11 protein-coding genes and 1 pseudogene are annotated in these 15,540 nt (G+C 63.0%); 9 read left to right on the top strand and 3 right to left on the bottom strand.

Annotated elements, in window-relative coordinates; genetic code table 11:
* The first annotated feature begins 167 nt into the window (after positions 1-167).
* The 3 genes from GWG65_RS10750 to GWG65_RS10740 all read left to right on the top strand — a co-directional run bounded on the left by GWG65_RS10750 (position 168) and on the right by GWG65_RS10740 (position 2,815).
* A complete protein-coding gene (locus GWG65_RS10750) occupies positions 168-470 on the top strand; it encodes a DUF1244 domain-containing protein (protein WP_275195560.1) in 303 nt (100 codons plus the stop codon).
* A gap of 220 nt (positions 471-690) precedes the next feature.
* Positions 691-963, top strand: coding sequence for a DUF2312 domain-containing protein (locus tag GWG65_RS10745; RefSeq protein ID WP_018641571.1), 273 nt, complete (start codon positions 691-693; stop codon positions 961-963).
* Positions 964-1,048: 85 nt separating this feature from the next.
* The gene (locus GWG65_RS10740; RefSeq protein ID WP_275195559.1) at positions 1,049-2,815 is read left to right on the top strand and encodes an adenylate/guanylate cyclase domain-containing protein; all 1,767 of its coding nucleotides are present in this window, start codon (positions 1,049-1,051) and stop codon (positions 2,813-2,815) included.
* Between the two features lie 51 nt (positions 2,816-2,866).
* Here the strand turns inward: GWG65_RS10740 and GWG65_RS10735 are convergent, their stop codons facing one another.
* From GWG65_RS10735 to GWG65_RS10725, 3 genes are all read right to left on the bottom strand, one after another.
* Positions 2,867-4,459, bottom strand: coding sequence for a DUF882 domain-containing protein (locus GWG65_RS10735; protein ID WP_275195558.1), 1,593 nt, complete (start codon positions 4,457-4,459; stop codon positions 2,867-2,869).
* Between the two features lie 282 nt (positions 4,460-4,741).
* The gene (locus GWG65_RS10730; RefSeq protein ID WP_275195557.1) at positions 4,742-6,952 is read right to left on the bottom strand and encodes a L,D-transpeptidase family protein; all 2,211 of its coding nucleotides are present in this window, start codon (positions 6,950-6,952) and stop codon (positions 4,742-4,744) included.
* A 346-nt stretch (positions 6,953-7,298) separates the two neighbouring features.
* The gene (locus GWG65_RS10725) at positions 7,299-8,795 is read right to left on the bottom strand and encodes a sigma-54 dependent transcriptional regulator (RefSeq protein ID WP_275195556.1); all 1,497 of its coding nucleotides are present in this window, start codon (positions 8,793-8,795) and stop codon (positions 7,299-7,301) included.
* Between the two features lie 127 nt (positions 8,796-8,922).
* Here GWG65_RS10725 and GWG65_RS10720 point away from each other — a divergent pair, with 127 nt between their 5' ends.
* The 6 genes and pseudogenes from GWG65_RS10720 to GWG65_RS10695 all read left to right on the top strand — a co-directional run.
* Entirely contained in the window at positions 8,923-10,827 is a 1,905-nt protein-coding gene (locus GWG65_RS10720) for a M3 family oligoendopeptidase (RefSeq protein ID WP_275195555.1), read from the top strand.
* Positions 10,828-11,144: 317 nt separating this feature from the next.
* Complete coding sequence (locus GWG65_RS10715; protein WP_275195554.1) at positions 11,145-14,138, top strand: cell division protein; 2,994 nt, start codon at positions 11,145-11,147, stop codon at positions 14,136-14,138.
* 79 nt (positions 14,139-14,217) lie between these two features.
* A complete protein-coding gene (locus GWG65_RS10710; RefSeq protein WP_275195553.1) occupies positions 14,218-14,442 on the top strand; it encodes an AbrB family transcriptional regulator in 225 nt (74 codons plus the stop codon).
* 25 nt (positions 14,443-14,467) lie between these two features.
* Positions 14,468-14,863, top strand: coding sequence for a type II toxin-antitoxin system death-on-curing family toxin (locus GWG65_RS10705; RefSeq protein ID WP_275195552.1), 396 nt, complete (start codon positions 14,468-14,470; stop codon positions 14,861-14,863).
* A 95-nt stretch (positions 14,864-14,958) separates the two neighbouring features.
* Entirely contained in the window at positions 14,959-15,111 is a 153-nt protein-coding gene (locus GWG65_RS10700) for an aa3-type cytochrome c oxidase subunit IV (protein WP_008136857.1), read from the top strand.
* 137 nt (positions 15,112-15,248) lie between these two features.
* Positions 15,249-15,540, top strand: a pseudogene (locus tag GWG65_RS10695) (NAD(P)(+) transhydrogenase (Re/Si-specific) subunit alpha); the annotation flags it as partial.

Here is a 15,540-nt window from a genome sequence, read left to right as displayed (position 1 = left end):
TCGCGGAAGCTATATCAGATCATTGACGATTTGGCGTAGGGGTGCGGAACCGGCCCAAGCCGGCTCTGCTCCCGTGTGCGCCGCGATATGGCAAAATCTGTGACAGGACCCCACCTGATCCCGTAAGGGTTTAGCCAGACAACGGGCCACGGCCGGGGAAGCGAACGATGGCAATCGACGACAAGACCAGAACGGAGCTCGAGGCAGCCGCTTTCCGGCGCCTGGTCGAGCATCTGCGGACGCGGACGGACGTCCAGAACATCGATCTGATGAATCTGGCCGGCTTCTGCCGCAACTGCCTGTCCAACTGGCTCAAGGACGCCGCGGATGCCCAGGGCGTCGCCTTGAGCAAGGACGAGAGCCGGGAAGCCGTCTACGGCATGCCCTACGAGACCTGGAAGTCGAAACACCAGGGCACGGCCACGCCCGAGCAGATCGAGGCGATGAAGAAGGTTCATCCCGGGCACTGAGTTCGCCCGGCCGTCCGGCTCGTCCCATCTCGGCGCCAGACCCCTGAGTCGTGCGCGACACAACCGGATTCTTGCTTCGGTGCACGAAAGTGTGGGCGCGCTGTGGACGAGCGCGATGCTGCCTTGAATGCGAGGGTCGCCAACTCTAAGGGTCTAACCAGCACGCGCGGTGACGATGCCGGCGTCACCTCGTTTTGCCAGTTTCATTAGGAGTACCAAGATGGCCACCTCCGCCGCCGTCCGCGACGACGAGCCCGCGACGAAATTTGCCAAGGACCAGCTCAAATCCATCATCGAGCGCATCGAGCGGCTGGAGGAGGAGAAGAAGGCGATTTCCGACGACATCCGCGACGTCTATGCCGAGAGCAAGGGCAACGGCTACGACGTCAAGGCGCTGCGCACCATCGTGCGCCTGCGCAAGCAGGATCCCAACGAGCGCGCCGAAGCCGAGACGATCCTCGAGACCTATATGCAGGCGCTCGGCATGCTCTGAGGCGCCGCGCCGGTTGGCGTTGCAGCGCACCAAGCTTGGGCAAAATCCCGTCGTCTGCTAGAATGCTCGGTGAAGGGACCGAGTAATGGACGTGCCCGGACCAGAGCGCAGGCTCGCGGCGGTTCTCGCGACTGATATGGTCGGCTTTAGCCGGCTCATGGAGGTCGACGAAGGGGGTACCCTTGCGCGCCTCAAGACCCATCGGGTCGAGCTCATCGATCCAGCCATTGCCAAAAATCGCGGTCGCATCATCAAGACGACCGGCGACGGGATGCTCGCCGAATTCCATAGCGTCGTCGATGCCGTGCTATGTGCCGCCGAAGTTCAGCGCCGCATGGCACGGCGCAATGCCGACGTTCCGCCGCCGCGATGGATACAATTCCGCATCGGCATCAATCTCGGCGATGTAATCGTCGATCAAAACGACATATTCGGCGACGGCGTCAACGTCGCAGCGCGACTTGAAGCCTTGGCCGAGCCTGGAGGAATCTGCGTTTCAGGCGCGGTGCGTGATCAGGTCGGCGACCGGCTGGACGGGGTTCAATTCGACGATCTCGGCGAACAGAGCGTCAAAAACATCGCCCGCCCGATCCGCGTCTTCCGCGTTCGGCTGGCGGAGGGCCCTGCAAGCCCGCCCGATGGGGCAAAGGCTGCTGCTATGGCACCGGGTATCTCGAAGAAGCCGTCCATCGCCGTGCTGCCGTTCGCCAACATGAGTGGCGATCCCGAACAGGAGTTCTTCGCGGACGGTCTTACTGAAGACATCATTACGGAGCTTTCACGCTTCCACGACCTGCTTGTCATCTCCCGCAACTCGACCTTCGTCTACAAGGGCAAGGCCGTAAAGGTCCAGGCCATCGGCCGTGAGTTCGGAGTCGACTACGTCATTGAGGGCAGCGTGCGGAAGGCCGGAGGGCGCGTACGCGTCACCGTGCAGCTGATCGATGCGGAAACCGACCGCCATATTTGGGCCGAACGCTACGACCGCGAGCTCCAGGATATTTTTGCCATCCAGGACGAGATGACCCGCGCGATCGCCGCGACGCTCCCCGGTCGCGTGGAAGCAGCAACGCACGACCGCACCAAGCGCAAGCCGACCGATAATATGGCCGCCTACGAATGCGTGCTGGCGGCAAAGCTCCTGCATCACCGTTCGACCCGCGAAGACAACGCTCAGGCGCAGATGCTGCTTAACCGAGCGCTGGCGATGGATCCGAACTATGCCCACGCCCACGCGTGGAAGGCATGCGTGCTCGGCCAGTGCTGGATCTACGGCTGGTGCGCTGATCGCGATGCGACATTTGAACAGGTGGCTTCGGAACTCGAGACCGCGTTGGCGCTCGATGACAATGATGCGGACGTGCACCGGATCCTCGCCGCGCTCAATCTGACGCGCCACGATTACGAACGAGCCACGTATCATCAGGAGCGTGCGCTCGCCCTCAACCCGAATTACGATCTAGTGGTCGTGCAGCAGGGAGAGCTTCTGACCTGGCTGGGTCTGCCTGAGGAAGGCATCGACTGGATCAAGAAAGCGATGCGCCTCAACCCTTATCATCCCGAGCGCTTCTGGAGCCATCTGGGCCGTGCTTATTACTGCGCGGAGAAGTACGCCGATGCCGCTGAGGCCTTTTCAAGGATCACACGAGCCGACTATACCCATCACGCGTTCCTCGCGGCGACATTCGCGCAGATGAACAATCCCGTCGCGGCTGGAGCTCATGCCGCCGAGGTGCTGAAGCGCGAACCAGGATTCTCGGTGGCAGCCCATCTTGCAACCCTGCACTACAAGCGCGAAGTCGACCGCCAACGCCATGAAGCTGGCCTCGTCAGGGCCGGCCTGCCGGCATGATCGATTCGAGTGGGAAAGAAGGCAGGGGACCGCTTTGCGGGCCCCGAGCTCTCAGCGCAGCGCCGCCGTGCGCACGACGAAGGACGTCGTATCGAGCTTCGCAGTCGCGGTGCCCGAGAAGCTGTCGCAGGACAGGCCCTGCATCGGATCGTCAACAAAGCCCATCGCGATCACGGACTGCGGCTTGACGAAATAGGCGCGCATCGCCGCCATGTCGAGCTCGCCCATCAGCGTGACCGACATCGAGCGGCTGGCGCTCGGCGACAGCATCACGATCTTGAGCCAGATGCTCTCGCCCTTGGCCGCGGAGAGCCGGGTCGCAGTTGCGACCATGCCGTCGATGCGCTTGCCGACCACCGTGTTAATCTCGGTCGCGGGCGCGAGGTTGCGGGACGCGGGGCGGGCGGAGCGCGGGATCGGCGCGGAGGCGGCGACCACGTTGGCGCGGTCGACCGGCGAGGCGGAGGCCGGTGCGTAGGCCAGCGCCTGATAGGCCGACGACGATACGCTTGCGGTCGGCTGCGGGTCGGTGGCGAGCGCCTGGCGCGCCTTCAGCGCGGCGACCTGAGCCGGCGTTGCCTGCTGCGGCGTGGCCGGGAAATCCCAGAAGCCGCGGGCATTGATGATGTCTGCCGGGGTCTCCGGCTTGGCGGCAGCCGGCCTGTCAGCCACGGGCGCGGGCTTCGGCTTGGGCGGCGCAACGATTTGCGCATCCGCCGAGGCGAGCTGGAGCGTGGCGGCGACTGGCTTGGCGCGCGGCGTCGGCACCGGATCGGAGGACTTGGCTGCGGCTGCGACCAGGGTCGGCGCGGACGGTTTGGAGGCCGCGGCGGGGCCGCCCTCGTCATCCTCGTCGCTGCTGCTGGTGGCCGGAGCCGACTTGCCCCTGAACAGCGCGGCGAAGAAATTCGGCTTGCTGCCGGCGTTCTCGCCACTGCCGCGCCGCTCAATGTCAGCCTTGGCGAGCTCATAGCCCTTCAGCGGCGTGCCGTCGGTCGGGAGATGGACCGTGCGGCCGTCCGGGAAGACGCGGGCGAGCTGGTCATGCGTCATGCGCGGCCAGTGCCGGATGCTGCCGGTGTCGAGATGCACGAAGGGCGAGCCGGAGGTCGGATAGAAGCCGACGCCGCCGCGCTGCAGGCGCAGGCCGGCGAAGCGGATCTGCTCCAGCGGCACGCCCGGAATGTGGAAGTCCATCGCATGTCCCAGCATGTGCTGGCTGAAGCGCGCAACACCCGAGGAGCGGCGGCGGAGCATGGCGTTGGTGGCGGGGGAGCGGTAGGAGGAGATGATCTGGATCGGCTGCTTGGCGTCGACGTCGCGATAGACTTCCCAGAGGATGTCGAAGAGGTGACGGTCCATGACCGTCTCATCCTGGGTGCGCCAGTCGCGCAGGAAATGATTGAGCTGCTTCAGCGCCGCTTCGTCGAAGCGCCCGTCGCGCTTGAAGGTGACGGTGAGATCTTCGCCGGAATGGGTGTGGTGGAAGGAGAGCGTCTTGGTCTCGTTCAGCGCGGCGGCGTCGTGAACTGAACCCGCCGCAGCAAACAGCAATACGGATGCGAGGCCGATCCGCGATCCAGCCTTCACGCCCGCATGGGACAACGACAGCACAGCGAATTGGCGTGCGAGACCAGTCAGCACGTTAGAGCCCACCCAGTCGACCAGCGTTCAAAATGGACTCTCCCGCCAACCCCGTTAGCGCGCGAAAGAGGATGAACGCTTTGTTAAAGCGAGAAGGTTAATTTGAGGTTGACCTTCCCGCCCCCAAACCAAGTCAGAATGCAAACCTAACCGGTTGAGTGTGGCGAAAAAACGCCCGCTGCCCGAGTTCGGGTCGAGAATGGTTAACGTTAAGCGACCCCATCGAGAGGATGATGTCGCTGTTTTGATTGAAGAATTTCAGGAAGACTGATCAGGAAGGACTCAGCGGGTGAACACCCGCTGCTGCTGCGGACGGCGACCAACTGGAGCCGGCGGCGGGGTCGGCGCCCCGAACAGCCGCTCGAAGAAGTTCAGGCCGGACGAGCCGCCGCCATTGTTGGCTATCGCCACGCCGGACGGCAGCGTCGTCGCCGGGCGCGAATAGCTCGGCTGGGAGTGAGCCACGACGTTCTCGAGATCCTTGCCGCGGTTGTTCTTCAGGATGTTGATCATGGTCGCGTCGCGGCCATAGACGTCCTTGCGGAATTGCAGCTTGCCGGCATCGTCCACGAACGCGGTCTGATAGGTGATGTTGACCGGGATCGGCGTCGGGAATTTCAGGTCGATCTCGCTCTTGCCGTACATGCTGCGCACGCGCTCCGGCGTGTACTTCTCGTTCGGCATGGCAATATTGAGCAGAACGGATGCGTACTGATCCGGATTCTGCACGCGCATGCAGCCATGGCTGAAGGCGCGCTCGTCCCGTGCGAACAGATTCTTGTCCGGCGTGTCGTGCTGATAAACCAGGAACTTGTTCGGGAAGTTGAAGCGGATGCGGCCGAGGGCGTTCGCTTCACCCGGCGGCTGCGAGATATGCACCGAACCGTCGCGATTCTGTTCGAGCTTGAGGCCCATGCGCTGAAGCACGGTCGGGTCCTGCTGAAGCGCCGGCAGATATTCGTTGTAGACGATCGAGGGCGGCACGTTCCAGGTCGGGTTGACCGTGATGTACTTCATCGTCTCGGTGAGGAGCGGCGTGGCGTGCTGGCCCGGCTTGCCGGTGACGACGCGGGTGGTCCAGACCTGCTGGCCACGCTGCATCACCTTCAGCGTATAGTCGGGAATGTTGAGGATGACATAGGCGTCGCCCAACGCGGGCACGCCGAGGTCACGCGGCAGCCAGCGCCAGCGCTCCATATTCACCAGCACGACGTCGATCTGCTTGTCGCGCTTCGGGCTGTTGAGCGCCTTGACGGTCTTGTCGTCGAGGATGCCGGTCGCCTTGATCTCGGCGCCGTCCTGGAATTTTCGGACGGCCTCTGCGACCGTGGCGTCATAGCGGGTGTCGCTGGCATTTTCGGCAATGCCGAGCTTGGCGCGCAGCTGCGGCACGCGCGGATCTTCCACGACGATCTCCGCCTGCTTCTTGCCGCGGGCCGGCGTGTACTTCAATGCGGGGCCGTCGGCGATCTCGATCACCGGGCCGTCGGTCTGGCCGCGCAACTGTGCGAGCTTCGCCTTCAGTTCTTTGTAGAGCTTCTGCGGCGGATTGTAGCTGTCGAGCGCCGCGGAGGCATCAGTTGAGGTCGTCACCTTGGCGAGCACGTCGTTCGGGTCGACAGGATGCTCGGGATAAAGGATGTCGGCGCTGACTTGGGACCAGTGCATGCGGCCGCTCTGGGCCTGGCGTGCATAGTCGAACATGCTGGCGGTGAGCTTCAGCTCGGCATCGGCGAGGGCGTCGGGCGTCGTGGCGGCGGCGAAATCCGGCACCGGATAGTCGGCGGGATTGAGGCCGTCGGAGGCCGCATCCTTCAGCCGGGCGATCACGCCCCTGGCCGCAGCGGTGAGGCTGCCGCCCTGTGTCCAGACCGGCGCGTAGTCGCGCGCACCGTAAAATTTCTCGACAGCGGCGCGCTCGTTCTTGCGGTCGAAATGGCGCGAGGTCTTGGCGCCGATGATGTCCTTGAGCTTGTCGGCGACCGGCTGGTCGGCGGCGGGAACGTTGCTCGCGGCCTTCACCGGCTCGGACGCCGGGGTTGCGGCGGCGGCAGCGGGCGCCGCGGGAGCGGCCGGCGCTGTTGCAGTGTCAGCTTTGGCGGGCTCGGACTTTGCGGGCTCGGACTTTGCGGGTTCTGTCTTGGCTGTTTCGCTCTTTGGCGCCTCAGTTGCGGGCGTGGTCGCGACCTCGGAGGGCTTGGTCTCGACCTTGTCTGGAGCTGGCGCAGCTTCCGCCTTCACGGCGTCCTTGGCCGGCTCCTTCGCGGGGTCCTGAACCGTAGCGGTGGTGTCGAGCTTGATATCGGCTGCGCTCGGGGGCGGGACGTTTGCGGGCTCGGGGCGCGGGATCGCGGCTTCGATCGCGAGCTCGGCGGCGCTGCTGCGCGCCTGATCCTGCGCCAGGGCTGAGCTGGCCGACACCGTGAGGAAGGTCGCCGCGACCGCCATCAAGACGCGGTCAAAGCCTGCACGGTGGTTCAAACAGTCACGCATTGTGTCACACCCCTTGGGTGAACCGCCCCTGGTGGAACGGCTTTGTTATGTCTTTTCAGCTTCGGCTAAACCGCGCCGGCCTCTCGCAAGTTGCACGCCTGCACGCAACGATTCTTACGCAGACGATATACAGGCCCCGTTTTTGCAGCCAGCGTTACCCGGGACAACTCACGACAAACTGACTTCAAGGAAGCCCCTTTGCAACGGATAGTGCGCTTCTGCCACGCAGTTTTCCCTTTGTCTGTCACTTCCAAGTCACGGTTCGAATCGCAGTCGAATTCTTTCGTCATGCGAATGGTTTAATGCGACATCGCACGATCGGGCAGCCGGCCGTTGGCAGCGCTGCTCAGTGCGTCTCCTCGCCGCTTTTGCCGCCATGTCCGGGCACGCCGGCTTCATCGAGTTTTCGGTAGAGTGTGGACCGGCCGATTTTGAGGCGGCGGGCGACCTCCGACATCTGTCCGCGGTAATGCGAGATCGCAAAGCGGATGATCTCGTTCTCCATCTCCTCCAGCGGACGGACATCGCCGGTCGCGGTCAGCATGGCCAGGGTTCCTGTCGAGGGTAGGGGTGCAATCGGTATTTCATTACCCGAGACCAGCGAGGGCGCCGCAATCGGCTCGAGCATCAGCGGCGCGGTCGGAATCTCGCTTGCCACGTGCTGATGCGAGGCGAGCAGCGGGAAATCGCCGAGGCCGAGCTGGTCGCCGTCGCTCATCACCACCGCGCGGTAGACCGCGTTTTCGAGCTGGCGGATATTGCCCGGCCATTCGAGCTCCGAAAGATGCGCCACCGCCTCGCCGCTGATGCCTGCGATGGGGCGGTTTTCTTCGGCGGCAAAGCGCGCCAGGAAATGCCGCAAGAGATGCGGAATGTCCTCGCGGCGGGCCCGCAGCGAAGGGATCGTCAGCGGCAGCACGTGCAGACGATAAAACAAATCCTCGCGGAAATGGCCCTGCTTCACCCGCTCCAAAAGCCTGCGGTTGGTCGCCGAGATGATGCGGACATCGACCTTGACCGGCTTGCGGCCGCCGACCGCCTCCACCGCGCCCTCCTGGAGCGCGCGGAGCAGCTTGACCTGCGCGGTCAGCGGCAGCTCGCTGACCTCGTCCAGAAACAGCGTGCCGCCATGGGCTTCGACGAACTTGCCCATGTGCCGTTCGGTGGCGCCGGTGAAGGCGCCTTTCTCGTGGCCGAACAGGATCGACTCGACGAGGTTGTCGGGGATCGCGCCGCAATTGACCGCAACGAACGGCTTTGCCTTGCGCTCGCCGCTGCCATGGATGGCGCGTGCGAACATCTCCTTGCCGACGCCGGACTCGCCCTCGATCAGCACGGGTATCGACGAGCCCGCTGCCTTCTGCGCGGTCCGCATCACGCTCGCCATCGCCTCGGCGCGGGTGACGATGTCCGCGAAGGTCAGCCGTCCCTCGCGGCTGTGACGAATGCGCTGCAATTCACCCTTGAGCGCGGAGGCGTTGAGCGCATTGCGAAGCGAGACCTGGAGCCGCTCCATGCCGACCGGCTTGACCACGAAATCGGCAGCACCCGCGCGCATCGCCGAGATCACGTTATCGATGCCGCCATGGGCGGTCTGCACGATCACTGGAATGGTCAGCCCGGCTTCGCGGATCTTCGCCAGCACGCCCATGCCGTCGAGGCCGGGCATCACCAGATCGAGCACCATGGCATCGATGGCGGGCGCGTCGGGGGCGGTGAGGATGGCAATCGCGGCATCGCCGGAGTCCACGACGATCGTCTCATAGCCGCATTTCTGCACCATGTTCTCGACCAGCCGGCGGGATACAGCGTCGTCATCGGCGATCAAAATACTGGCAGCCATGGTGTTCCCCGCACGCTACTACTATCTGTCTCGAATCGGGGCACTCTGGCCGAAGCCGATTAACGCACTCTTAAACCTTGATGGCCCCGCCCGCCGCCGCGATTGTTGAACACAGGTTTCCCACACAATGAATTCGCGCTCCAAATCCGCTCGTAATAAATCCGCTCGTACCAAGCCCGCCCTCGGCAAGCCGACCACCAAGAACTCCGCCGGCAAATCCCCTCCCAAGGCAAAATCCTCCAGGCCTGCGAGCAAGACCGCCAAGCTTCCGGAGTGGAACCTCGCCGATCTCTATTCAGGGATCGATGCTCCGGAAGTGGCGCGCGATCTCGAAAGGATGGACGCCGATTGCGTCGCGTTCGAGACGGACTACAAGGGCAAGCTCGCGACAGGAACAGCAAACGAAGATGGCGGAAAATGGCTCGCGGAGGCCGTGCGACGCTATGAGTTGATCGACGACCTCGCCGGCCGTCTCGGCTCCTATGCCGGTCTGGTCCATGCCGGCGACAGCGTTGATCCCAAGATTTCAAAGTTTTACGGCGACGTCTCCGAGCGTCTGACGGCTGCGTCCACCCACCTTCTGTTCTTCGCGCTCGAACTCAATCGCATCGATGACGATATTTTGACCGGCGCGATGCAGGCGCCGGAGCTGGCGCATTACCGTCCCTGGATCGAGGATTTGCGCAAGGAGAAGCCGTATCAGCTCGACGACAAGCTCGAGCAGCTCTTCCTGGAGAAGGCGCAGACCGCCTATTCCGCCTGGAACAGGCTGTTCGACCAGACCATCTCGGGTCTTCGCTTCAAGATCGGTGCAAAGGAGCTGGCGATCGAGCCGACGCTGAATTTGCTGCAGGACCGCGACGGCGCCAAGCGCAGGAGCGCGGCGCAAGCGCTGGGAAAAACCTTCAAGGCCAATGAGCGCACCTTCGCACTGATCACCAACACCCTCGCCAAGGACAAGGACATTTCCGATCGCTGGCGCGGCTTCAAGGACGTCGCGGATTCCCGGCATCTGAACAACCGCGTCGAGCGCGAGGTCGTGGATGCGCTGGTCGCCTCCGTGCGCGCGGCCTATCCAAAGCTGTCGCATCGCTACTACGCGCTTAAGGCGCGCTGGTTCAAGAAGAAGCGGCTCGCCCATTGGGACCGCAATGCGCCGCTGCCCTTTGCCACGACCGGCACCATCGCCTGGCCCGAGGCGCGCAACGTGGTGCTATCGGCCTATCGCGGCTTCTCGCCTGACATGGCCGACATCGCCGAGCGCTTCTTCACCGACCGCTGGATTGATGCGCCGGTGCGCCCGGGCAAGGCACCGGGCGCCTTCTCGCATCCGACAACGCCGTCGGCGCACCCCTATGTGCTGATGAACTACCAGGGCAAGCCGCGCGACGTAATGACGCTCGCCCACGAACTCGGCCACGGCGTGCACCAGGTGCTGGCGGCCAAGAACGGTGCGCTGATGGCGCCGACGCCGCTGACGCTGGCGGAGACCGCGAGCGTATTCGGCGAGATGCTCACGTTCAAACGGCTCCTGGCGCAGACCAAAAATGCAAAACAGCGTCAGGCCCTGCTCGCCGGCAAGGTCGAGGACATGATCAACACCGTGGTGCGGCAGATCGCGTTCTATTCGTTCGAGCGCGCGGTCCACAGCGAGCGCAAGAACGGCGAGCTCACCGCGACGCGGCTCGGCGAGATCTGGCTCTCGGTGCAAGGCGAGAGCCTGGGGCCGGCGATCGAGATCAAGGCGGGCTACGAGAACTACTGGATGTACATCCCGCACTTCATCCATTCGCCGTTCTACGTCTACGCCTATGCGTTCGGCGATTGTCTCGTGAACTCGCTCTATGCCGTCTACGAGAACGCGGCCGAAGGCTTTGCCGAACGCTATCTCGGCATGCTCGCCGCCGGCGGCACCAAGCATTATTCCGAGCTGCTGCGTCCGTTCGGGCTGGATGCCAAAGACCCAAAATTCTGGGATGGCGGTCTTTCGGTCATTGCCGGCATGATCGACGAGCTCGAGGGCCTCGGCTGAGGCGACGTCGCGCGTTCCTCGGAGCGCGTGGCTGCGACCTGATGTCTGCGACACCGGCTGCTCAGCGGAGCTACGCCGGATAGAGGCGTAAGCTGCGTCTTGGCACATTCATGCCGAACGGGGGCGTTGCAAATATTTGTAGCGCTGTGAGTTCCAATCCGCGACTCCACTCTCCCTGGCGGTCCTCGCGATCGTCTTGATATTTGCTACGTGGGATTGAACGTTCGCGCGGCCCGCAAGACTAACCTTGATAGACTGCGGATATAATTTTCAACTATTGATTGTGGATCGGTCGATTTTTGCCTGGGGAGACGCCCATGCGCGATCAAGGGCCCGCCGCGCCGGTTCCCGAAGCACGAAATACTGCAGCGGTCGATGAGGAGACGCCCTGGTGCGAGAAGCACCATCAAATCGTCCGCGACGAGATCGCGGCAATCAACACGCGGCGTGAGCCGGAACGGCGCCTCGATTCCGCTACCCTGGAGCCTTGCCAGTTGCTCGACGTCGTCGGGCTCGCGTTGTCCGGCGGCGGCATCCGCTCGTCGGCCCTTTGCCTCGGCGTGCTACAAGCCTTGAATCACCACAACCTGATCGGGCGGATCGACTATCTCTCCACGGTGTCGGGTGGCGGCTATATCGGCACTTCGCTCAGCGCGACCATGACGGCGGCAGGGCGGTTTGTATTCGGTGAAAGGCCGGTCGCAGGTACCGTAACCGCTGCCGAAATCAGCGACACGCCTTCGGTCGGACATCTCCGCAACTATTCCAACTATCTGATCCCCGCCGGCGCACGCGATCTTCTGACCGGATTTGCGATTGTCGTGCGCGGCCTGGTGGCCAATATCGGCCTGACGTTGCCCATCGTGCTGCTGCTTGCCGCCGTCACCATATGGTCGACGCCGTTGCGCAGTTGCCTGACGGTCGCGAACGTCCTTGGTATCGGCCTCAACGATCGCAAATTGTGCGAATTGCATGATTTTGGCAGCATCGATCGTTACGGCTTCAGCGCCTTTGGCGCGGCCGCGGCGCTGGTGCTGCTTCTCTGCAGCGGGCTGACCTATTTGAGCTCCCGTTCCGTTCGCGGCAATGGCCCCAGCATCGTTTGCGCCTACCTCGCCGGTATAGCCTTGCTGCTCGGCGTCGCCTGCGACTTTGCACGATTTCTCAAGGTCCAGCACTTTGCGCTGAGCCTGGCCGTCGCCATCATCGGGGTCGTCCTGTTTTTCGGATGGGCACTCAAGCAGTCGTTCGCGAGCCCGGGAAAGCGGCAGGAATTTCGCTCGCATTGGCCGAGCATGGGGGCGACCTTTCTGGTGCTGCTGGCGGCGATCGCCTTCTTCGAATTTCAGCCTTTCATGCTGGAGCAGATGTTTGATGTTGCCGAGAGCAGCGCAATCGGTGGACCGGCTGCCGCTGTTGCAATCACCTGGATCAAGTCGCTCGCGGCAGCCGCTGCGCCAATCGGCATCATCGTCACCGCATTCAGGCAGCAGTTCGCTGAACTGTTGAAGGGCAACAGCGTATCTTCGCAATGGGGATCGCTGGTGCTCGCGGTCGTCGCCAAGGTGGCGCTTTGGATTGCGGGCCTCGCACTTCCGCTCATCATCTGGGTCGCATACCTCTATCTGTCGTATTGGGGCATCGCCAACGACTTGTTCGAGAGGTGCCCGTCGGCTCTAGGGGCTACTTCCCAAAGAGAGTGCCTGGTCAAAGCCAAATCGAATACGTCGTCCGGGAGTTTGGCAGGCAAGATCCAGTTCGATGCCAGCAAGGGCACCCTGTCAGCCGAGATTACGCCGCAGGCCGCGCCGCCGGTCGTGGCCGATACCGAGCGGTTGACACCCACTTGGCATGCCCCGGCATGGCTCGAATTCCTGGCCCAGAAAGCGGGGCATCTGGTTCAGGCCCGCATTCCCAGTCTGTTCCAGGGCTCGGCCTCGGAACTCAGCTACTCGTTCAGTCTTCCGATGGTGATCCTCTACACGTTTGCCGGGCTCCTGTTGTTCGCCATCTCGTTCTGCCTGACGCCGAATGCGAACTCGCTGCATCGGCTCTATCGCGATCGGCTGAGCAAGGCTTTCCTGTTCGATCCGACTCGTTCGGCCGACGGCGGCATCGCCCGGGCCGAAGCCAGCCTCGATCAGGGGCGTGATTTCAGGGCGCTCGATCGCATGAAGTTGACCGATCTCTATGCCGCTCCGACCGAGACCGCCCGTATTCCGGGGCAGCCGGCAACGCCGACGTTGCGCGGGCCGTATCAACTCATCAATACTGCGCTGAATATTCAAGGCTCGGACTTTGCCAACCGGCGTGGCCGCAACGCGGACTTCTTCATGTTCTCCGCCCTGAACGTCGGTAGCGAGGCAACGGGCTATGCATCCACCGGCTTGCTGCAGGACGATGAGCAAAGTCTCGACCTTGCGACGGCAATGGCGATTTCCGGCGCGGCGGCTTCCTCGAACATGGGCTCGAACTCGATCAAGGCGCTGACACCCACACTTGCGCTTCTCAACGTACGGCTGGGCTACTGGCTGAAGAACCCGCGTTACGTCGACGCGCGCGTGCGGCCGCAGCGCCGCTCCACGCCGCTTTATTTCTGGTCCGAAATCTCGGGGCGCCTGTACGAGAATAGCGACAGTGTCTACCTGACGGACGGTGGCCACATCGAAAATCTTGGCGTCTACGAGCTGTTGCGCCGCCGCTGCAAGGTGATCATCGCGGTGGACGCGGAAGCCGATGCGCCGATGAATTTCGGCTCGCTGATGACGTTGCAGCGCTACGCCCGTATTGATCTCGGCGTCCGGATCGATCTTCCATGGACGCCGATTCGCGAACGCACACGCGCGCTGATGGCGCGCAATGCCGACAAGGCTGGCGATCCGTCGTCTCCTCCCGACGTGGACGATGACGCTCCGCAAGACCACGTTCACGTCGCAATCGGCAGCATCGATTATGGCGGAGAGGAGAAGGGCTATCTCGTCTATGTCAAATCTTCGCTCACCAGCGACGAGAACGACTACATCCGGGACTACGCGCGGCGGAATGATCGCTTTCCGCACGAGACCACTGGTGATCAGTTCTTCTCGGAGGAGCAGTTCGAGGTCTATCGTGCGCTTGGTTTCCACATGACCCATGGTTTCCTCGCCGGCGATCACCCCGTCGCGGTCGGTCCCGGCACCGCCCCGCGTACGGCGCGATTCACCGAGGCGGGCGAGAAGGCGATCGACGAGGTCCGCCGTTCCCTGGGCTGGCCCGTCGTCGAGCGGCCCACGGTCATGGCGGGCACGATCGCCGGGCTGGATCAGGGGTAAGGATGGCGGTAAACCATTTGTTGAACGGTCTGACGAGCTGTGTTATACATATGTATAACATGCGAGTTGGAGGCTGGCCATGAAGATCGAGATCAAGAAGATCGGCAATTCGGATGGTCTGCTGCTGCCCCGGGAGTTGATGCAGCGGCTCGATCTCAAGCGCGGACAGCAATTGCACATTGTGGAATTGCCCGGCGGGGGCTTTCAGGCCGTGCCGTACGATCCTGATTTCGAGCGAACGATGGAAATCGCCGACGAGGTGATGGACAAGTATCGCGATACACTCGCTGCGCTCGCCAAATAATCGGCTCCAGATAATCGGCTATGGCATGAGTGATCCTCAGGAGCCGCTCTGGATCACCTACGAGCAGGCTGTCGCGCTTCACGGTCGACAACTCCGCCGTTTCGGCGGCGCGCCGGGATTGCGCGACGAAGGCATGTTGCGCTCGGCGCTGGATCGACCGATCAACAAATGGCGTTACGAACAGGCGCCCTTGGACGAGCTTGCCGCCGCCTATGCATTCGGGCTCGCAAAGAATCACGCATTCGTAGATGGAAACAAGCGCATTGCCTTCATGGCGATGATGGTCTTTCTGCGCAAGAACGGCGTGGCGTTCAGTCCCGATCCGGCAGAAGCGACAACCATCATCCTCTCCCTTGCCGCCGGCGAAGTCAGCGAGCAGAGCCTTGCGCGCTGGATCCGCGACAATTGGAATTCCAAATGACCTGATTTGCCGGAAAACCGCTCATTGGTGCCGTTGCCCTGCCCGAAGGTTTGCGGTATTGCCAGCCGGGAATTGACTTTCGACTGGGGACATCCATGGCTGACCATAGCGAAGTGGCATACACCACCGCCGACGGCAATGACTACGTTGCCCACGAGCAGACCTATGAGGGCTTCATCAAGCTGGTGAAGTACGGCACGGCCTCGGTCGCGCTCATCGTGATCCTGATGGCGATCTTCCTGACCTGATCCATCGCCGGCCGTACCGCCAATGCCGGCGGTGCCCAGAAAATTTGCACACAAGCCGGTTCTAAAACCGGTATCCAACGTTGCGGGAGTAACGCTAAGTTCGCGTGCGCGTTTTTTCCCGCGTCGCCGGAGGGCCTATGAAGATCGCCGTTGCCAAGGAAATCGATCCGTCGGAGCCGCGAGTCGCCGCTTCGCCCGATACGGTGAAGAAGTTTAAGGCGTTGGGCGCCGAGATCGCGGTCGAGCCAGGTGCCGGGCTCAAGTCCGGCCTGCCGGATTCCGAATTCACGGCGGTCGGCGCCACCGTCAGCGCGGATGCGCTGAAGGATGCCGACATCATCATCAAGGTGAAGCGGCCCGAGGCCTCCGAGCTCGCGCAGTACAAGCGCGGCGCGCTCGTCATCGCCATCATGGATCCCTATGGCAACG

The sequence above is a fragment of the Bradyrhizobium sp. CSA207 genome (assembly GCF_029051685.1).
Classification (GTDB): domain Bacteria; phylum Pseudomonadota; class Alphaproteobacteria; order Rhizobiales; family Xanthobacteraceae; genus Bradyrhizobium.
Note: the sequence above shows the minus strand (reverse complement) of the source record. Positions and strands in the feature narration are given on the sequence as shown.